Here is a 19,401-nt window from a genome sequence, read left to right on the forward strand (position 1 = left end):
CACGTCTAACGGCCGTCCGCCGAGCGGGCAGGTGAAAATGACACGACGCGGTGCATCCGTCCGCTGGCCTGAAGGAGGGGAGCGGTGTGCCGGGGAGGCGGTGCTTGTGGCACCTAGAGGCCCCTGTTATTGATTCAAGAATCAATCCTTTCGCGCCGAGGACACCCCATGCCCCACCCATTCACCGAGGAACACGAGGCCTTCCGCAACACGGTGCGCAGCTTCGTGGAGAAGGAGATGACCCCACACGGCCTCGAGTGGGACCGGGCGGGCATCTTCCCCAAGGAGCTGTTCCGCAAGGCGGGGGACCTGGGCTTCCTGGGCATCAACCACGACCCGAAGTACGGCGGTAGCGGGTTGGACTACTGGTACGTGACGGTGTTCGCGGAGGAGCTGAGCCGCAGCCTCAACGCGGGCGTGAACATGGCGCTGCTGGTGCAGAGCCAGATGGCCACGCCCATCATCAACGAGATTGGAACGGACGAGCAGAAGCGCGAGTTCCTGGAGCCGGCGCTCAAGGGCGAGAAGATCGCCGCGCTGGGCGTGAGCGAGCCGGGGTGCGGCTCGGACGTGGCCAGCATCAAGACGACGGCGCGCCGGGACGGGGATGACTACGTCATCAACGGCTCGAAGATGTGGATCACCAACGGCACGCGGGCGGACTTCATCACCCTGGCGGTGCGCACGGGCGAGGCCGGCTACGGCGGCATCTCCCTGGTGACGTTCCCCACGGACGTGAAGGGCTTCGGCGTCTCCAAGAAGCTGGACAAGGTGGGCAACCTGTCCTCGGACACCGCCGTCCTCTACTTCGAGGACTGCCGGATTCCGGCCCGCTACGTCCTGGGCGAGGAGAACGAAGGCTTCTACCACATCATGACCAACTTCCAGGGTGAGCGCCTGGTGGGCGCCATCACCACGGTCGCGGGCATGGAGCGGATGGTGGAGGACTCCATCCGCTACGGCAACGAGCGCGAGGCCTTCGGCCGGCCGCTGATGAAGTTCCAGGTGTGGCGCCACAAGTTCGTGGAGCACCTGACGGCCATCGAAGCGGCCAAGCGCCTGACGTACCACGCGGTGGACCTCTTCGACCGGAAGGAGAACCCGGTGAAGGAGGTCTCCATGGCGAAGCTGTTCGCGGGGGACCTGGCCCAGCGCGTGGCCTACGACTGCCAGCAGTTCTACGGCGGCATGGGCTACGTGGAGGAGACCTCCATCGCCCGCATGTGGCGCGACGTGCGCCTCATCACCATCGGCGGCGGCACCTCCGAGGTGATGAAGGAGATCATCTCGAAGATCTACGGCTTCTAGCGCCGCGCACTCAGGCGCCGTGGCCCAGGCTCATCCCTTCCAGGGGCTTGGGCCCGCTGTCGAGCTCGGCGTGCATGACGGTGTCGTCACGCACGCCCTCCCACTTGGACACCACCAGCGTCGCCACCGTGTTGCCGATGACGTTGGTGATGGCCCGGGCCTCGGACATGAAGCGGTCCACGCCCAGCAGCAGGGCCACGCCTTCCACGGGCACCTTGCCGTTGAGCGCCGCCAGCGTGGCCATCAGCGTGATGAAGCCCGAACCCGTCACGCCCGCCGCGCCCTTCGACGTCAGCAGCAGCACGCCCAGCAAGGTGAGCTCCTCGCCCAGCGAAAGGTCCACGTTCACCGCCTGGGCGATGAAGATGGCCGCCATCGTCAGGTAGATGCACGTCCCGTCCAGGTTGAAGGAGTACCCGGTGGGCAGCACCAGCCCGACGGCGCCCCGGTCGCAGCCCAGCGTCTCCAGCCGCTTGAGCAGCCGGGGCAGCGCGGACTCCGATGACGACGTCCCCAGCACGAGCAACAGCTCGCTGCGCATATAGCGCAGCAGCTTCCACAGCGAGAAGCCGGACAGCCGCGCCACCAGCCCCAGCACCAGGAACACGAAGAGGGCGCAGGTGACGTAGACGGCGATGAGCAGCCGGCCCAGGGAGCTGAGCGATTCGACACCGAACTTACCCACGGTGAAGGCCATGGCGCCGAAGGCGCCCAGCGGCGCCAGCTTCATGATCATCCCGACGATGCCGAAGAAGACCTGCGCCAGGTCATCCGACAAGTCGAGCACGCGCTGTCCCATGGGCCCCAGGCGGGTGAGCGCCACGCCCGTCAGCACGGCGACGAGCAGCACCTGGAGCAACTTCCCCTCGGTGAAGGCCGACAGGAAGTCATGCGGGATGATGTCCAGGAGGAAGGGGATGGTGCCCTGCTGCGACGCGGACGCGCGGTACTGGGTGATGCCGGAGGTGTCGATCTGCGCCGGGTCGATGTTCATCCCCGCGCCGGGCTTCAGGGTGTTCACCACCACCATGCCCACGACGAGCGCCAGCGTCGTCAGGACTTCGAAGTAGATGAGCGCCTTGAGGCCGATGCGGCCCACGTGCTTGAGGTCGCCCATCTTCGCGATGCCCGCGACGATGGTGAGGAAGATGACCGGTGCGATGATCATCTTCACCAGTTTGATGAAGCCGTCGCCCAGCGGCTTCATGGACTCCCCCAGGTCCGGCCGCAGCCATCCGAGGATGACGCCCACCGCGATGGCCAGCAGCACCTGGACGTACAGATTCTTCAACCACCGCATCCGCACCCCTCTCTCGGGAGGCAGCGGACTATAGCGCCCCGGTTCGGCGCTTCGTTGGCGCCAGGCGCCGGCGGACCTCGGGGGCTTCGGGTGGCGGGCTGCGTCACTTCTTGCGGAACAGCGACTCCGCGGCGTTCAGCAGGGCGTCCCGGCTCTCCTTCTCATGGATGCCGCCTTCGCCAATCTGGAACAGCTCACAGAAGTTGGCGCCGTCCTTGTCCTTGGGCACCTCGGCGAAGGGCTCCTTGCACTCCTTCGCCACGCCCAGGTCGAAGTGACGGCAGTTGCGGCACGAACGGATGTCCTCGCCGCAGTGGGGGCACTCGTCACGCCGGCCCACCTGGTTCGCGATGATGTCCAGTCGGTGTCCACAGTGCGCGCAGCCGGGCATGGCCTCCTCCATGAAACGGGGACGCCATTGTGCCAGCGGGCCGCGCCCGGCGGCGAGCGCTCAGCGCTGCGGACTGGGCATCAACGCCTGGACGGGCTCCGGGGAGGCGGACTCCCGGTCGGTGCCTTCGTGTGCCCCGCTGCCGGTGGCATCGAGCAACTGGTCGTTCAGCCGCTTGAGGAGGAACAGGAGGTACGCGGAGACGGTGGCCAACGCGGCGATCAGCACGCCCAGCAGCATCCCGCGCTGCCATCCGTGTGCCTTCTCCAGGATGGCCCGGCGCTCCGCGAACGTCTTCAGTTGGGCATCCGCCGCGGCGCCGTCGAACCGGGCCGCGTAGTCCTCCGCCTGGGCGGTGCCGCGCTCCATCAGCCACTGGCCCTGCACCTGGAGGGCGTCCGCGCGGGTGTAGCAGTAGGCGGCGCCCCCAGCCGACAGCAGGGAGATGCACAGCGCCGTCATCACGCTCCGGGTCGTGCCCATCCTACGTCCTCCGGACTGGCCGTTGCACGGGGAGTGACACCCGCGACTGCTCCGGCTTCCCGAAGACAGTAGCGGATGCTAGGGAGCCCCCCTGACATGGGCAAGCCCTACCGTCCTAAAGACCACTATTTCCAGAAGGCCAAGCAAGAGGGCCTGCGGGCACGTTCGGCCTTCAAGGTTGATGAACTCATCAAGCGCTTCCCCATGGTGAAGAAGGGGCACGTCGTGCTCGACCTGGGGGCGGCGCCAGGAGGTTTCCTCCAGATATTGGCGGACGCCGTGGGGCCGAAGGGCCGCGTCATCGGCGTGGACATCGTCGCCATCCGTCCCTTCAGCCAGCCCTTCGTGCAGACGGCGGTGCTGGACGTGCTCGCGGATGACTTCGACGCGAAGCTGACCGAGCTCCATGCCGGCCCCTTCGACGCCGTCATCTCCGACATGGCCCCCAAGACGAGCGGCATCAAGGCCACCGACGAGGCGCGCAGCCTGCGGCTGGCGGGCAAGGCGCTGGAGTTGGCCGCGGCGCGGGGGCGGCCCGGGTCGTCCTTCGTGGCCAAGGTCTTCATGGGCCGGGACTTCGAGGACTTCCGCAACCAGATCCGCGCCCTCTTCGAAGAGGTGAAGGTGGTCCGGCCGGAAGCCACCCGCGGCGCCAGCATGGAGGTCTACCTGGTGGGTCTTCGCCGCCGTGCGCCAGAGGCCCCGGAGGCGAACTGACGTTCATTGTGGAACGTTCGGGTGTCCAGCTGTGTCTAGAGTGCCGACATGCATCGGACCCCCTGGACCCGCGCACCCTTTGTTCGCTTCTGGCTGTTCGCCCTGCTGCTGCTGACCTCGCCCGTGCTGGGGCAGGGCAAGGCGCCGCCTTCGTGGAAGGCCATCGAAGGGATGGTCGAAGAGCAGAAGCTGGAGGCCGCCGCCCAGGGCGCCGAGGCCCGGCTGGCGCAGGCGAAGTCCAAGGGCGACGAGGCCGAGTGGACGCGCGCGCTGGTGCGCACGGTGCAACTGCGCACCGACTTGCATGGCTACGAGACGGCGGTGCGCTTCCTGCGCGAGCAGCCCTGGCCCAAGGGCACGTTGCCTCGCGCGACGCTGAACCTCTTCTACGCGAACGCGCTCGTCGCCTATGCGCAGGCCTACGGCTGGGAGGTGCGCCAGCGCGAGTCCGTGGCGTCCTCCGGTCCGGTGGACCTCAAGGCGTGGACCTACGAGGAGATTCTGACCGAGGCCCAGCGGGCCTATGAGGAAGTGTGGAAGCAGCGGCAGCAACTTGGCGGTGAGCCCCTGAAGGCGCTGTCCGAGTACGTGAAGCCCAACACCTATCCGCAGGGGCTGCGCTCCACGCTGCGGGATGCCGTGTCGTACCTGCGCGTGTCGCTGCTGGCGGACAGCTCGCACTGGCGGCCCGAGCAGGCCAATGAGGTGTTCCGGCTGGACCTGGGCGCGCTCCTGGAGGGGACGCCCAAGGTGGTGCTGACCGACCCCGGCGTCCATCCGCTGGTGAAGGTGGCAGCGGTGCTCGGGGACCTGGAGGGGTGGCACCAGTCCGCGGGACGGCGCGAGTCGGCGTTGGAGGCCCGGCTGCAGCGCTACACGGTGCTGCACCAGCACTTCACGGACACGGCCGACCGGACCCGCATCCGGCAACACCTGGCCGCCTTGCTGCCCGCGTTCCGCGACGTGCCGTGGTCGACCATGGGGCAGGCCCAGCTCGTGGAGATGGAGCGAGTGGCGGACCACGCCGTGCGTGCCCACTCGCTGGCGAAGGCGTGCGCGGCCACCTACCCCCAGTCCACGGGGGCGCAGCGCTGCCGCGTGCTCATGGCCGCCATCGAGGCGCCCGAGTTCAGCATGGGCTCGCTGGCGTCGGACGGGCCGGGCCGCCGCTCCGTCGAGGTCACCCACCGCAACGTGTCCATGCTGCACTTCCGTGCGTACTCCGTGGACCTGGAGAAGCGGCTGGCCCAGGTGGATGACTACAACCTCATGCCGGACAGTGCGCCGTTGAAGGCCCTGGTGAAGGGCCAGCGTCCGGTGGCCACCTGGAGCGTGCCGCTGCCGAAGACGGAGGACTTCCGGGAGCACCGCACCTTCGTCACGCCGCCGCTCACGGCCCGGGGGACGTACGTCATCATGGCCTCCGCCCACGAGGACTTCCGCGCGACGAACAACCGCATCGTCGCGGTGTACCTGACGGTGACGCCCTGGGTCATCGTCGCGCGGCCCTCGAACGGGGACCTGCTGGAGGTGCGGTTGGTGGACGGCGACACCGGCGAGCCCGTGTCGAAGGTGCCCCTGCGCCTCATCCGCGTCGACTACAGGCAGGGCTTCAAGGAGGTGGCGCGCATCCTCTCGGACGCGGACGGCGCGGCCACCTTCGACTCGGTCCCGGGCGATGGCTACCGCAGCTACGTCCTGGTGGCCGGCGTCGGACGGAACGCGCTGCTGCACCCGGGCCAGGTGCCGTTCTACAAGCGCCATCAGCCCGGGGACGTCCAATCGGCGCTCGTCTTCACCGATCGCGCGGTGTACCGCCCCCAGCAGAAGGTGCTGTGGAAGGCGGTGGCCTTCAGCGGCCGGGGCGAGCAGGCGCGCTATCAGACGCTGGCGGACCGCCCGCTCCAGGTGACGCTGTTCGACCCGAACCACCAGGTGGTGGAGTCCCGGGAGGTCCGCACCAACGACTTCGGCTCCGCCGCGGGCGAGTTCACGATTCCCACCGGCCGGATGCTGGGGGCGTGGTCCGTAATCGTGAGCGCGGGGGGCCGCGCGGCGATTCGCGTGGAGGAGTACAAGCGGCCCACCTTCGAGGTGACGCTGAAGGACGCGAAGGCGCAGCTGCGCCTCAACCGGCCCGCGACATTCCAGGGCGAGGCCCGCTACTACTTCGGCATGCCGGTGACGTCCGGCTCCGTGCGGTGGCGTGCGTTCCGCGAGCCGGTGCTGCCCTGGTGGTGGTGGGGCCCGCCGTCCGGGTCCTCGCAGCGGGAGGTGGTGGCGACGGGCACGTCGCCGCTGGGCGCGGACGGAGGCTTCACCATCGGTTTCACCCCCGAGGCGGATGAGCGGTCCGCGGCCACTCCGGGGCTGACGTGGAACTACCGCATCGAGGCGGACGCGACGGACGAAGGCGGTGAGACGCGCTCGGCCAGCAGGGCCTTCCGGCTGGGCTTCGTCGCCGTGGAGGCGCGCGTGGACCTGGACACGGGGTTCCTCCGCGAGGGCGCCGTGGCCGAGGTCCGGCTGACGCGCTCCACGCTGGATGGCGCGCCGCAGCCGGGGCCGGGCAAGTGGCGGCTGGTGGCGCTGAATCAGCCCGCGCAGCCCTTGCTGCCCGCGGACGAGCCCCAGGGCCTGCCGGAGTACAAGGACCCCGAGGCGGTGTTCACGCCCACGCCTGGAGACAACCTGCGTCCTCGGTGGTTCGGCGCGTATTCGCCGGAGTCCACCATTCGCGGCTGGACGGATGGGGCCCAGCAGGCGACCGGCTCGGTGCAGCACGACGCCGAGGGCCTGGCCGTGCTGAAGCTGCCGTCGCTCAAGGCGGGCGCGTACCGGCTCCACTACGAGACGACGGACGCCTTCGGTCAGACGTACACCGTGGGGCGCGAGCTGGTGGTGGCCGGGAAGACGACGCCCCTCGCGGTGCCCGCGATGCTGGTGGCCGAGCGGGAGACGGCGCGGGTGGGGGAGGTGGCGCGGTTGATGGCCGTCTCGGGGTTCAAGGGCCAGCCGCTGCTGCTCGACATCTATCAGGGCGAGCGGCTCATCTCCCGGCGCAAGCTCACCGCGGGCCAGTCTTCCGGAGTCGTGGAGGTGCCGGTGACGGCGGAGCTGCGCGGCGGCTTCACCGTGGCGCTGTCCACGGTGCGTGACTACCAGTTCCTGTTCTTCTCGAAGTCCATCTTCGTTCCCTGGGACGACAAGGAGCTGCAGCTGGAGTTCGCCACCTTCCGCGACACGCTGCGACCGGGCGCGAAGGAGACCTGGCGCGTGACGGTGAAGGGGCCGAAGGGCGCGAAGGTGGAGGCGGGCACGGCCGAGCTGCTCTCGTACATGTATGACCAGTCACTGGACCTGTTCGCGAAGCAGACGCCGCCCAGCGTGGCGTCGCTGTATCCCCAGCGGCACGCCTCCGTGGACATGCAGTCGTCGGCGAGCATGGGTGACACCCGGTGGGTGGTGAACGCGCGATATGGCGAGGTGCCGGGCTGGTCACCGCCTGCGCCTGACGCCTTGCTCTTCGGGGAGGGCTTCGAGGTGGGCGGCCCAGGCCGGCGGCGGATGCGACAGATGGTTCGTGGTGGGATGGGCGGCATGCGGGAGGGCGCCGTGCCAAGGGCCACCATGGCACCGGCGCCGGGCGCCCCGCCGCCCCCGCCGCTCGCCGAGGCGCCTGCCCGGGCTGAGGCGAAGATGCAGGCGGACAAGGAAGAGCGCTTTGGCAGCGGGGGAGCGACTCCGGATGCGCCGCAGCCGCTGCGCTCCAACTTCGCGGAGACCGCGTTCTGGGCGCCCCAGGTGCTCACCGGGGCGGATGGCTCGGCGACGCTGGAGTTCACCGTGCCGGACTCGGTGACGGCGTGGAGCGTCTGGGTGCACGCCATCACGCGTGACTTGAAGGGCGGCTCGCTGCAGCGCACCTCCCGGAGCGTGAAGGAGCTGATGGTGCGCCCCTACGTGCCGCGCTTCCTACGCGAGGGCGACCGCGCGGTGTTGGAGGTGATGGTGAACAACGCGGCGTCGCGCCCGATGCAGGGCACGCTCACGTTGGACATCCAGGACCTGGAGCTGCAGAAGAGCGTGCTGTCGGACTTCGGCGTCCAGAAGGCGTCGCAGTCCTTCCGCGTGGAAGCAGGGAAGGGGACGCGCCTGCGCTTCCCGCTCACCACGCCCACGCGGGTGGGGCCCGTTGCCTTCCGGGTGGTGGCGCGCTCGGAGAACCACAGTGATGGTGAGCTGCGCCCGCTGCCGGTGTTGCCGGGCCGGATGCACCTGGCGCAGTCGCGCTTCGTGACGCTGAAGGGCAAGGACTCCAAGACGATGCAGTTCGAGGACCTGCGCGCGGGCGGGGACCCGACGCGGGTGAACGAGCAACTGGTCGTCACGGTGGACACGCAGTTGTTCTATTCGGCGCTCCAGGCGCTGCCGTACCTGGTGGACTACCCCTACGAGTGCACGGAGCAGACGCTCAACCGCTTCGTGTCGACGGGCATCCTGTCCAGCCTGTACGGGCAGTACCCGTCGGTGGCGCGGATGGCCAAACAACTGAGCGAGCGCCCCACCCAGTTGGAGACGTGGGACGCGGTGGACCCCAACCGGAAGATGGCGCTGGAGGAGACGCCCTGGCTGGAGATGGCGAAGGGCGGCGCCGGGCCGGAGGCCGGTCTGGTGAAGGTGTTGGACCCGAAGGTCGCCGCCGCCGAGCGCACGTCCGCGCTGGCGAAGCTCCGCAAGGCGCAGACGTCCAGCGGCGGCTTCCCCTGGTGGGCGGGGGGGCCTCCGTCGCCGTACATGACGCTCTACATCGTGCATGGCCTCTCCCGCGCGATGGAGTTCGGCGTGGAAGTCCCGCCGGAAATCACCCGGGGCGCCTGGGGCTACCTGGCGCGGCACTTCCGCGAGGAGTACGCGACGAAGCTGATGAAGGAGGAGCGAGGCTGGGAGTTCCTCACGTTCCTCAACTACACGGCCTCCGCGTATCCGAACGCGAGCTACACCGGTGATGCCCTCACCGAGGCGGAGCGGGCGTGGATGCTCGCGTTCAGCTACAAGCACTGGAAGAAGCACTCGCCCTACCTCAAGGGCTACCTGGCGCTGACGCTGAAGCGCGCGGGGCGCGGCGCGGACGCCAACCGCGTCTGGGAGAGCGTCATGGACTCGGCGAAGACGAGTCCCGAGCTGGGCACCTACTGGGCGCAGGAGGACCGCAGCTGGCTCTGGTACAACGACACCACGGAGACGCACGCCTTCGCGCTGCGCACGCTGACGGAGCTCAATCCGAAGGACGCGCGCCGCGAGGGCCTGGTCCAGTGGCTGCTGCTGAACAAGAAGCTCAACCACTGGAAGTCCACTCGCGCCACGGCGGAGTCGGTGTACGCGCTGGTGAAGTACCTCCAGGCGGAAGGCGCGCTGGGCGTGCGCGAGGACGCCCAGGTGACGGTGGGCCCGCGCGTGGTGCGCATGTCCTTCGCCCCGGACGAGTACACGGGCAAGAAGAACCAGGTCGTCGTGCCCGGGCCGGAGTTGAACCCGGCGACGATGAGCTCGGTGGTGGTGGAGAAGACGACGCCGGGCTTCGCCTTCGCATCCGCGACGTGGCACTTCTCCACGGAGAAGCTGCCGGACAGCGACCGTGGGGACTTCTTCCAGGTGTCGCGGCGCTACTTCCTGCGTGAGCGACAGGGGAAGGACGCCAGGCTCGTGCCGCTGGCCGAGGGCGCCGTGGTGCTCCCCGGAGACGAAGTGGAGGTGCAGCTCTCCCTGCGTGCGAAGCACGCGGCGGAGTACGTGCACCTGAGAGATCCGCGCGCCGCGGGCTTGGAGCCGGAGAACGTGCAGTCCCGCCACCGCTGGGACTTGGGCATCGTCTGGTACGAGGAGACGCGGGACTCCGGCACCAACTTCTTCTTCGAGCAGCTGCCCGCGGGTGAGTACACCTTCAAGTACCGGCTGCGCGCCAACATGGCCGGCCAGTTCAAGGTGGGCCCCGCCACGGTGCAGTCCATGTACGCGCCGGAGTTCACCGCGTACTCGGCCGGGGCGGTGCTCACGGTGGGCGCGGCGAAGTAGCGCGGTCCACCACGGGGAGTGGGCCCTTCAGCCCGGGCTCATTCCCCGCAGGTGGCCTTGTCGTCCGTGGGATGCAGGGTGGCGATGCCGTAGGTGCCATTGCGCGTGCCGCACCAGATGCGCCAGTTCGTCCCGCCCAGGTCCGGCGCCGAGTACACGCCGCCTTCCTTCTTGGCCCCGCCGCGCGCGCAGCACCGGGCGAAGGCGCGCGTGCCAATGGACATCAGGCCCACCGCGTCCGGCCCACGTGAGAAGCCGCCGACGCGCTTCTCACCGCAGGACCAGGGCGCCACGCCCTTGAAGCGGATGAGGTAGGCGTCACCCTTCAAGGCCGCGGCACCGCGCACCGGGCCCTGGTAGCAGAGGCGGCCCTCCGCCTCGAGCTGGGCATAACGCGGCAGGAAGTGCAGGCCGCCAATGGGGCCTCGCTGCCAGTCGTCGCCGCAGAAGACGTGCGTGAAGGCGTTGCGAGGCCCGGTGCTGACCCAGAGGCCGGTGAGCCAGTCGATGTTGGCCTGCCGCGCGCCGGGCCGGCCCGCCACGGACAGGGCCCGCTGGAGGCGCGGGTCGTCGTAGTGGCGCGAGAGGAAGCGCCGCACGTCGCCTTCACTCACGCTGACGTCGGGGCGCGCGGGGCACAAGTCCAACACCTCGCGGTCCATGGCGGACAAGGGCGGCGGCTTCGCGAACAGGGGCGCGCTGTCACACGTCGTCGAGCAGCCGGTGGCCGGCTTCCAGCTCGCGGAGCCGGCCAGCTCCTCGTCACCGTCGTTGTCAGCGTCACGCGCGGCCACGCGGCCCGCGGGGCCCCGCATCGTCACCTGTCGCGCCGAGTGGGCCCGGTCCGCGGCCACCAGGGCCGCCGCGCTCGGAGGGGCGGGCGCGGTGGACTCCGGCGAGCCTTCACACAACACCCAGCCTTCGGCGGACGCGCCGCTCAGCTTGCACCAGGCGCGGTTGGGGCCGCCCTTCTTCAGCAGGGGGTAGGGCCTCCCGGCCTCCACCGTGAAGACGACCTTGCGGGACTCGGGCTGCTCGAGGGCGTCCACCGTGACGTCAGACACGAAGACGCCGCGGCCCGCGAGGGCGGGCAGCGAGGCACCCAGCAACAGGGCGAGACAGGGGAGGGAAAGACGCATGGCGCACGGGAGTCTACAGCAGTCCCCGCCGTGCCCCTCAGAGGAGGGGCAGGGGGGCATGTCCTGCGCCTGCGACGGCCGTCACCGGCCGGAGATTCAACCGAGCTTCACGCGGGCTGCCTTCAGCTTGCCCACCTGCACTGTGTACTCGCCGGCGCCCAGCTCCGCCTTGACGTCCTGCACCTTCTCGCCGTTGACGCGCACGCCGCCCTGCGCCATCAGCTTGCGCGCCTCGGTGGCGGACGCGACCAGCTTCGACTCCGGCAGCAGCTTCGTCACCGGCAGCTTCTCCGCGCCGCCCAGGGACACCTCCACCAGGGGCAGCTCGTCCGTGGACAGCTCCTTCTTCGCGAAGCGCTTCTCGAAGTCCTCGGCGGCCTTCTTCCCGGCCTCCTCGCCCTGGAAGCGCGCCGTCATCTCCTGCGCGAAGCCGACCTTCACCGCCTTGGGGTGCAGCGCGCCGGACTCCACCTGGGCGCGCATTTCCGCCAGCTCCGCCCGCGTCTTCGCGGAGAGCAGCTCGTAGTACCGCCACATCAGGTCGTCGGTGATGCTCATCAACTTGCCGAAGATGGTGTCCGCCGGCTCGTCGATGCCCACGTAGTTGTCCAGGCTCTTGGACATCTTGTCGCCGACAATCTTTCCGTCAACCGCCTTCGCGTTGAGGCCCTCCAGGATGGGGCCCGTCATGATGACCTGGGGCGCCATGCCCTCTTCCTTCATCAACTGGCGGCCCACCAGCAGGTTGAAGAGCTGGTCCGTCGCGCCCAGCTCCACGTCCGCCTTGAGCACCACCGAGTCGTAGCCCTGCAGGAGCGGGTAGAGGAACTCGTGGATGGAGATGGAGACTTCGCCGCGGAAGCGCTTCTTGAAGTCGTCGCGCTCCAGCATGCGCTGCACGGAGTAGCGCGAGGCCAGGCGGATCATCCCTTCCGTCCCCAGTGAGTCCAGCCAGCTGGAGTTGAAGCGCACCTGCGTCTTGGACTCGTCCAACACCTTGAAGACCTGCTTCTTGTAGGTCTCCGCGTTGGCCTTCACCTCGTCGCGCGTGAGCGCCGGGCGCGTGGCGTTGCGGCCCGTCGGGTCGCCAATCAACCCCGTGAAGTCACCGATGAGGAACACCACCGTGTGGCCGAACTCCTGGAAGCGCCGCATGCGCGTGAGCAGCAGCGAGTGGCCCAGGTGCAGGTCCGGCCGGCTCGGGTCGAAGCCCGCCTTGATGACCAGCGGCTTGCCCGTGTCATACGAGTACTGAAGCTTCTTCTTCAGGTCCTCGGGCACGTGGAGGTCCACCGTGCCACGGGTCACTTCTTCGAACTGCTCCTCGGGGGTCGCCTTGCGCAGCGCGTCCGGATTCATGGCGCCGCAAGCTACCCGAAGTGCGCCAGCCGTGGACGCACTTCCTCCACCGGGTTTCAGGTGCCTGGCAGGTGCTCACGCACGCGGTGGATGCTCCGGCCCTGTCCGGTGGCGTCGTCGATGTCCACCACCACGCCTTGCAGGTAGACGAGCCGCTCCGCCACCTCATACGGCGCCGGCTTGCCCAGGAAGCGCGTCAGCGAGGACTCCTTCTTCATGCCGATGACGGAGTCCAGCGGCCCGCACATGCCGACATCGGTGATGAAGGCCGTGCCACCGGGGAGGATGCGCTCATCCGCCGTCTGCACGTGTGTGTGCGTCCCCACCACCACGGACACCCGCCCATCCAGGTGGACGCCCATGGCGTTCTTCTCACTGGACGCCTCGCAGTGCATGTCCACCAGGATGCAGGGCGTCTGCTGGCGCAGCTCCTCCACCAGCCCTTCCACCACCTCGAAGGGGCTGGCCTCGGTGCGCATGAAGACGCGCCCCTCCAGGTTGATGACGCCCAGCGCGCGCCCATCCGGCAGCTTCACCACGCTGTGGCCCTTGCCCGGCGTGCCCTTGGGGTAGTTGGCCGGACGCAAGAGCAGGTCCGGATGCTCCTTCACCCAGGGGAGGATGGCCTTCTTGGAGTAGAAATGATTACCGCTCGTCAGCAGCTGGACGCCGCTGTCGAGCAGGTAGTGGGCCGTCTCTGAAGTGATGCCCGAGCCTTGGTCGCTGTTCTCCGCGTTGGCGACCACCACGTCCACGCCGTGCTGCGCGCGGACCCTCGGAAGGAGCGTGCGGACCGCCTGAAGACCCGGGCGGCCCACCACGTCCCCCATGAAGAGGACTTTCACGTATCGAGGAAGTCCCAGTCGCGGTACAGGCCGCGCAGGGACTCAGACTCCGTTACGACCAGGTCCATGTCGACGTCATCCCCGGTCGTGGGCAGCACGGGGACGACCTGGTCATTGAAGGCCAGGCCCACCCGACGACTGCGCTGACTGGCCGCGCGGAGGGTGGCGTCGTAGTAACCGCCCCCGCGCCCCAGCCGCTTGCCTTCCCGGGTGAAGCCCAGGCCCGGCACCACGAAGAGGTCAATCTGGTCCACCGCGATGAGGTCCGCGGAGTTGGTGGGCTCACGCACCCCCAAACGTCCCGGTTCCAGCTCGCTTTCCGACTTGATGGCACGGAACGAAAGAATCCGCCCGTGAACATGTGAGAGCGGGTAGCAGACAATCTTGCCGTCTTGCAACGCCGCAATCAGGATATCCCGGGTTGGCACTTCCCCCCGAATGGGGGCGTACAACGCCACCGTGCGCGCCTTCTGATAGTAGGGCGCCGCCAGAAACCGAGACTGAACCTTGAGACCCCGCGTATCGATGAGGTCCGGCGTCATCGCCTTCCGGCGCGCCGTGAGCTCCTCTCGCAGGGTCTGCTTCCTCGCCGCCGCCTCTTCCACCACCGTCTCGCTCACCGACGCCGCTCCCAAGAAAAAGCCCCCCGCAGCATGGCCGTGTGCCCGGCGTCCATTGAACCCTCAAAAGCCAGGTGGGGACCGAAATCATGCCTCCGCAGGCTTCCCTCATCCCCCGTGAGGAGGGAGGGCTTGCACATGGAGACCGAAACGGACCCCGGAATGGACGTATCGGTTCGAATTTCTGCCGAGCATCACGCGCCCCGCAGGGGACAGCCCTTGAACAAAGCTACAGTGCTTCCAAATCCTCGAATCTATTGGGAATTCCCGCCAGAGTCTTTGGAAATGATAAGGACGGGGGGCGGCGGGGTCAAGGCATCCTCGCGCGTTTACAAGGCAGGCGCGGGACCTCTATGATGGAAAGAGCCCGAATCCACCCACATATGCCGCCCTCGCTATTGAACAAGGGTCTTGCGACGGTTCTTTCCGTTGCCTCCGGCCTCGCGTGGGCGGGACCGCCCACGGTGTCGAGCTCCTATCAAGGGGACTCCTATGGCGTGGTGTCCCTGCGCATGCAGGGAGACCAGCTGGTGGGGGTCGCGACTGGCGGACCCTGCGGATTCGAACCCGATACGGAGGTGCTCTCTGGCGAGTTCCAGGACAACGTCCTGGTGGGCCAGGTGTTGCTCTGTCAATTGGGGCCCCACTGTGAGCCGCGGGTGAATCAGCCCGCGCTGGTCGTGTTCAACCCGGACGATGGGGTGATGACGGCCCTGTTCCGGCTGAAGGACGGTTGCCGCTCGCCGGTGTTGAAGAACGACTCCCTCCTGCTCCTGCGGCCGTTGTCCCGGGACGCGGAAGCGGTGGCGCCGGGGCGCGCGGCTTCAGCGACCGCGGCGGTGGCCGCCTCGGCCACGGCGGACGGCGCGAACTCGTCCGCGGCGCAGGTGGCCGCGGGACTGGGCCGGCAGGGCGAGGTGTCACCCTTGGAGGAGGGGCAGCGCCAGTTGGCCGCGGGCAACGCGGGCGTGGCGCAGCGCCACTTCGAGCTGGCCCTGTCGAAGGACCCCCGCAGCGCCGCCGCGGTGGTGGGCCTGGGGGCCAGCCAGCTGATGCTCAATGACGTGAGCCGCGCGGTGAAGACGCTGGAGGCGGGCAGGGGGTTGGGGCGTGCGGACGTCCACCTGTGGCTGGCCTACGCGTATCAGCGCGAAGGCAACCGCAACCGCTCGCGCGAGTCGCTGCGCAAGGCCTTCGAGCAGGGCTGGATGCCCGCGGGCCGCGCGGCGGAAGCGGTGGCGGAGCAGGCGCTGCGCGAGGACATCGAAACACTCATGCAACAGCAGCGGACCCGGAAGCGGGGTCCCGTCCGCCCGTCGGCGGGGGCTGGAAACACCACGCCGTGAGCCAGCCGACTTCCCCGCAGAAGACCACGCGGGTCTTCGGCAACTACGAAGTCCTCTCCGTGCTGGGCAAGGGCGGGATGGCGGAGGTGTACCGGGCCCGGGTGTTGTCCGGACCGCGTGAGGGCTGGACGGTGGCGCTCAAGCGCCTGTTGCCCGCGCTGACGCGGGATCCGGAGTCCGTGTCGCTGTTCGCCCGCGAGGCGCAGCTGTCCAAGCAGCTCCACCACCCCAACATCGTCACGGTGCTGGATGCCGGCGCGCTGGAGGGCATCTACTTCATCGTGATGGAGCTGGTGGACGGCCGCGACCTGGGGCAGATCCTCCGGCGCTGCAAGGTGCGCGGGATTCCACTGCCGCTCGACTTCGCGGTGTACCTGGGCAAGGTGCTGTTGGAGGCGCTCGCGTACGCGCACTCCGCCACGGGGCCCCAGGGCGAGCGGCTGGGCATCGTCCACTGCGACGTGTCGCCGTCCAACCTCTTCATCTCCCGCGTGGGCGAAATCAAGCTGGGCGACTTCGGCGTGTCGCGCGTGCTGGTGGACGGCAAGCTCCAGGGCGGCGAAGTGCTGGGCAAGCCCTACTACCTGTCCCCCGAATCGCTGCTCGGTGAGGTGAACCCGGAGGCAGACCTGTGGGCCGCCACGGTGGTGCTCTACGAGCTGCTGACGCTGGAGCGCCCCTTCACCGGCACGACGCCGGATGCCGTGTTCAACGCCATCCGCGCCCGGCAGTACCGGCCCCTGCGGGAACTGCGGCCCGACATCCCGGAGGCGCTGGAGGCCGTGGTGGCCCGGGCCTTCGCGGAGCGTCCCGAGGACCGCTTCCCGACAGCGGAGGAGTTCGCCCAGGCGCTGACGCCCCACTACGACGAACGCGTGGGCACGCCGCTGGCCATTGCCGCCGTGGTGCGCGGTCTCTTCGGTGCCAGTGACGAGGTGCCCGCCGCGCCGTCGCCCAGCGGGACGCCGCCGACGCCGGGCACGCGCGCGGAGTAGGGGAGCGGGCACCCTGTTGTCCGCTCCATTGTTCCTGCCCACCTTCCAGGACGATGACGACCTTTCCTTTCGCCGCGCGCGGTGTCGCGTGGAGGGAGGAATCCAGATGGCCAACGAGCCCAAGCAGCCGAAGCCGGAGCAGTCCGCACCCAAGCCCGAGGAGCGCGCGCGTCCGCGGACCTCCAAGGCGGACGAAGCCCGGGAAGATGGGATGCCCGGCTATGGGCAGCCCGATGCGGACGTTCGTGAGCAGTCGCTTCCGGAGCAGTCCTGGTAGCGACGCCATCGGTTCCCTTCGTGCTGCTGAGCGCCGCGCGGCCCGCGGGAAGGGAGGCGGCGGACGTCTTCCTCGCCAAGCCCGTGGCCGTGCCCACCCTCCCCGAGCCGAACGCCCCCCACGGACACGCGCAGGGGGCCCTTCCTGGCCCGTGAGGAGGTGCTCACCTGGGTGGCCCATGCGCTGCTCGTTGTCGGTGAAGTCCGTGCTGTGGGCGGGGCGACCTTCCATCTTCGGCTGCCCCTGAGCCGACGTTCCGTGTCCTAGCCGGCCAGCGCGCGGACATGCGGCACGTGTCGGACGAGCGCGTCCACCACGCGCGCCACGTCCGCTTCCGTCGTGCCGGGGCCCATGCTGAAGCGAAGGCTGCCTCGGGCCTGCGCGGGCGACAGGCCCATGGCCCGCAGGACATGCGACGGCGTCAGCGTGCCGGACGCGCAGGCGGCGCCGGAGGACACGCAGATGCCCTCCAGATCCAGGGCGATGAGCAGCGCCTCACCCTCCACGCCGTCGAAGCGCAGGTTGCTGGTGTTGGGCACGCGCGGGGCCGCGCCGCCGTTGATGTGCACGCCGGGCAGTCGCGCCGTCACCTCCCGCTCGAACGCATCGCGGAGCGTGGTCAGCCGCGCCGTTGTCTCAGTCAGCTCCGCATCGGCCAACGCGAGCGCGAGCGCCAGCGCCTCCGCGTAGGGCACGTTCTGCGTCCCTCCGCGACGGCCGCCTTCTTGATGACCCGGCGTGAGCGCGCGGACGTCCACGCTCTTGCGGACCATCAGCACGCCCACGCCCGGAGGGCCGCCGAACTTGTGCGCGGACAGGGACAACAGGTCCGCGTCCACCTCGCGCAGGGACAGGGGCACCTTGCCCGCGGCCTGCACCGCGTCCGTGTGGAACAGCACGCCGCGCTGCCGGCACGCGAGCGCCACCTCCCGCGCGGGCTGGAGCACGCCCGTCTCGTTGTTGGCCCACATCAACGAGCACAAGGCCGCGTCTGGCGTCAGGGCCTCCAGCATGTCGGCTTCGCGCACGCGCCCGTCCGGACCAGGCGCCACCCGCACGACGTAAGCGCCTTCCCGCTCCAACTGCGCCACCGCGCCCAGCAGGGCGGGGTGCTCCACCGCGGAAGTCACCACCCGCCGCCGCTCGGGCTGGGGCCGCATGTGCCAGGCGCCCACGAGCGCCAGCGCGTCCGCCTCGCTGCCGGAGCCGGTGAAGCTGACTTCCTTCGGCTCGCAGCCAAGCACGCGGGCCACCTGCGCCCGTGCCGCGTCCAACCGGGCCCGGGCCGCGCGGCCCTCCTGGTGCACGCTGGACGCATTGCCGTAGCCGCTCGACGCGAAGGCGCGCGACAGCAGCGTCGCGACCTCCGCTCGTATCGGCGCGGCCGCGTTGTAGTCCCAGTACGTCACGAGTCCTGCGCGTACAGCAGCGACACCGGCCGCTCGTTGGCGACGCCGAATGCCTCCAGGAACTTGGCCACCAGCTCGCGCTTGAGCGCCTTGCGCTGCGCCAGCTTCCCGGACAGCGGCAGCCGCGCTCCGGCCATGCTGCCGTGGCCGCCGGACGAGCCGCCGTAGTCCTCGCAGATTTCGCGGATGAGGCGCCCCGCGTTCATCCGCCGGTCCTTCACGCGCAAGCTGAGGAAGAGCTGGTTGCGGTACGTCCCGAAGGCCAGCGACCACTTCATGCCTTCGAGGAACATCAGCCGCTCGGCCACCTCCGCCACCATGTCCGGGGAGTAGACCTCCTCCAGGTCGGTGACAATGGCCGTCCCGTACACCTTCGCCCGCTCGTAGGCCGTGTGGTACAGCTGGAAGTAGCGCGCGGGCAGCTCGGGGTGCTCAATCTGCGCCAGCAGCATCTTGTCCATGCGCGGGAACAGCCACAGGTAGCTGTCCACGTCCGTGGGCGTCGTCTCCCGGCCCAGGTCGCGCGTGTCCGCCTTGATGCCGTAGAACAGGCCGGTGGCCACCTCCGCGGAGGGCTCCAACCGGGCCGCGCGCAGGTACTCCACCAGCATGGTGGACGTGGCTCCGAAGTCGCCGCCCACGTCCGCGAAAGGGGCCTCCAGGCTCTCCTGGCGCAGCGGATGGTGGTCCACCACCAGGTGCGCTTGCAGCCGCGCGGGCAGGGAGTGGTTGCCTACCTTGGGCTGCGTGTCCACCAGCCCGAAGAGGTCGTACTCGTCGAAGTCGATGGTCGACACGTGTGAGACGGGCAGGCGCAGCACCTTCACGAAGGCGATGTTCTCCGCCCGGCCGATGATGCCGCCGTAGCCGATGTGGGCCTTCAGGCCCGCCTTGCGCTCGAGCAGGTGCGCCAGGGCCACCGCCGCCGCCAGCGAGTCCGGGTCCGGATTGTCGTGGGTGAGGATGAGCGCCTTGTGGTGGCCCTGGGCTACTCGCAGGAGCCGCTCCAACTTGTCACGGGCTGGCATATGGGCCAGCCGCGGTGGCGGGGGCTCCGTCAGCTCGCCTCCCGAGCTTCCGGTTCCGCGGCGGCTGTTGAGGGACTGTGTCACGGACATGGGTATTCTTCTTACTTCC

At 69.1% G+C, this 19,401-nt stretch carries 16 protein-coding genes and 1 other RNA gene; 7 read left to right on the plus strand and 10 right to left on the minus strand.

The window, feature by feature from the left end; translation table 11 throughout:
- The first annotated feature begins 168 nt into the window (after positions 1–168).
- The gene (locus FMQ63_RS17510; RefSeq protein WP_011553025.1) at positions 169–1,308 is read left to right on the plus strand and encodes an acyl-CoA dehydrogenase family protein; all 1,140 of its coding nucleotides are present in this window, start codon (positions 169–171) and stop codon (positions 1,306–1,308) included.
- A 10-nt stretch (positions 1,309–1,318) separates the two neighbouring features.
- Here FMQ63_RS17510 and dctA read toward each other — a convergent pair whose 3' ends face one another.
- The 3 genes from dctA to FMQ63_RS17525 all read right to left on the minus strand — a co-directional run bounded on the left by dctA (position 1,319) and on the right by FMQ63_RS17525 (position 3,482).
- A complete protein-coding gene (dctA, locus tag FMQ63_RS17515) occupies positions 1,319–2,608 on the minus strand; it encodes a C4-dicarboxylate transporter DctA (protein ID WP_043612964.1) in 1,290 nt (429 codons plus the stop codon).
- Positions 2,609–2,711: 103 nt separating this feature from the next.
- Complete coding sequence (locus FMQ63_RS17520; protein WP_011553027.1) at positions 2,712–2,999, minus strand: hypothetical protein; 288 nt, start codon at positions 2,997–2,999, stop codon at positions 2,712–2,714.
- 60 nt (positions 3,000–3,059) lie between these two features.
- Positions 3,060–3,482, minus strand: coding sequence for a hypothetical protein (locus FMQ63_RS17525; RefSeq protein ID WP_011553028.1), 423 nt, complete (start codon positions 3,480–3,482; stop codon positions 3,060–3,062).
- Between the two features lie 75 nt (positions 3,483–3,557).
- Here FMQ63_RS17525 and FMQ63_RS17530 point away from each other — a divergent pair, with 75 nt between their 5' ends.
- Positions 3,558–4,199, plus strand: coding sequence for an RlmE family RNA methyltransferase (locus FMQ63_RS17530; RefSeq protein ID WP_011553029.1), 642 nt, complete (start codon positions 3,558–3,560; stop codon positions 4,197–4,199).
- 48 nt (positions 4,200–4,247) lie between these two features.
- Positions 4,248–10,274, plus strand: coding sequence for an alpha-2-macroglobulin (locus FMQ63_RS17535; protein WP_011553030.1), 6,027 nt, complete (start codon positions 4,248–4,250; stop codon positions 10,272–10,274).
- 38 nt (positions 10,275–10,312) lie between these two features.
- Here the strand turns inward: FMQ63_RS17535 and FMQ63_RS17540 are convergent, their stop codons facing one another.
- The 5 genes from FMQ63_RS17540 to ssrS all read right to left on the minus strand — a co-directional run bounded on the left by FMQ63_RS17540 (position 10,313) and on the right by ssrS (position 14,452).
- A complete protein-coding gene (locus FMQ63_RS17540; RefSeq protein WP_026114206.1) occupies positions 10,313–11,413 on the minus strand; it encodes an EndoU domain-containing protein in 1,101 nt (366 codons plus the stop codon).
- Positions 11,414–11,509: 96 nt separating this feature from the next.
- Positions 11,510–12,772 carry a tyrosine--tRNA ligase gene (gene tyrS / locus FMQ63_RS17545; RefSeq protein ID WP_011553032.1) on the minus strand — a complete coding sequence of 421 codons (1,263 nt, stop codon included), beginning with the start codon at positions 12,770–12,772 and terminating at the stop codon, positions 11,510–11,512.
- A 56-nt stretch (positions 12,773–12,828) separates the two neighbouring features.
- Positions 12,829–13,617, minus strand: coding sequence for a TIGR00282 family metallophosphoesterase (locus tag FMQ63_RS17550; protein ID WP_011553033.1), 789 nt, complete (start codon positions 13,615–13,617; stop codon positions 12,829–12,831).
- Positions 13,614–14,237, minus strand: a complete 624-nt coding sequence (locus FMQ63_RS17555; RefSeq protein ID WP_002639727.1) for a 5-formyltetrahydrofolate cyclo-ligase — start codon at positions 14,235–14,237, stop codon at positions 13,614–13,616. Before FMQ63_RS17555 ends, FMQ63_RS17550 begins: the two co-directional genes overlap by 4 nt.
- A gap of 19 nt (positions 14,238–14,256) precedes the next feature.
- Positions 14,257–14,452, minus strand: a non-coding RNA gene (gene ssrS, locus FMQ63_RS17560) — 6S RNA.
- Positions 14,453–14,701: 249 nt separating this feature from the next.
- Between ssrS and FMQ63_RS17565 the strand changes: the two genes are divergently transcribed.
- From FMQ63_RS17565 to FMQ63_RS38425, 4 genes are all read left to right on the plus strand, one after another.
- Entirely contained in the window at positions 14,702–15,583 is an 882-nt protein-coding gene (locus FMQ63_RS17565) for a lipopolysaccharide assembly protein LapB (RefSeq protein WP_225909219.1), read from the plus strand.
- Positions 15,580–16,578: a serine/threonine-protein kinase gene (locus tag FMQ63_RS17570; protein WP_011553036.1), complete on the plus strand. Its 999-nt coding sequence runs from the start codon at positions 15,580–15,582 to the stop codon at positions 16,576–16,578. The genes FMQ63_RS17565 and FMQ63_RS17570 overlap by 4 nt, the downstream gene beginning before the upstream one ends.
- Before the next feature lie 106 nt (positions 16,579–16,684).
- Positions 16,685–16,855, plus strand: coding sequence for a hypothetical protein (locus tag FMQ63_RS17575; RefSeq protein WP_225909220.1), 171 nt, complete (start codon positions 16,685–16,687; stop codon positions 16,853–16,855).
- 20 nt (positions 16,856–16,875) lie between these two features.
- Entirely contained in the window at positions 16,876–17,010 is a 135-nt protein-coding gene (locus tag FMQ63_RS38425) for a hypothetical protein (RefSeq protein WP_011553038.1), read from the plus strand.
- A 108-nt stretch (positions 17,011–17,118) separates the two neighbouring features.
- Here the strand turns inward: FMQ63_RS38425 and FMQ63_RS17580 are convergent, their stop codons facing one another.
- Both FMQ63_RS17580 and FMQ63_RS17585 read right to left on the minus strand, forming a co-directional pair.
- Entirely contained in the window at positions 17,119–18,264 is a 1,146-nt protein-coding gene (locus FMQ63_RS17580) for a cysteine desulfurase family protein (protein ID WP_011553039.1), read from the minus strand.
- Positions 18,261–19,382, minus strand: coding sequence for a bifunctional oligoribonuclease/PAP phosphatase NrnA (locus tag FMQ63_RS17585; RefSeq protein WP_020478599.1), 1,122 nt, complete (start codon positions 19,380–19,382; stop codon positions 18,261–18,263). Before FMQ63_RS17585 ends, FMQ63_RS17580 begins: the two co-directional genes overlap by 4 nt.
- Positions 19,383–19,401: the final 19 nt, after the last annotated feature.

Source organism: Myxococcus sp. CA005 (assembly GCF_006518205.1).
Lineage (GTDB): Bacteria > Myxococcota > Myxococcia > Myxococcales > Myxococcaceae > Myxococcus > Myxococcus xanthus.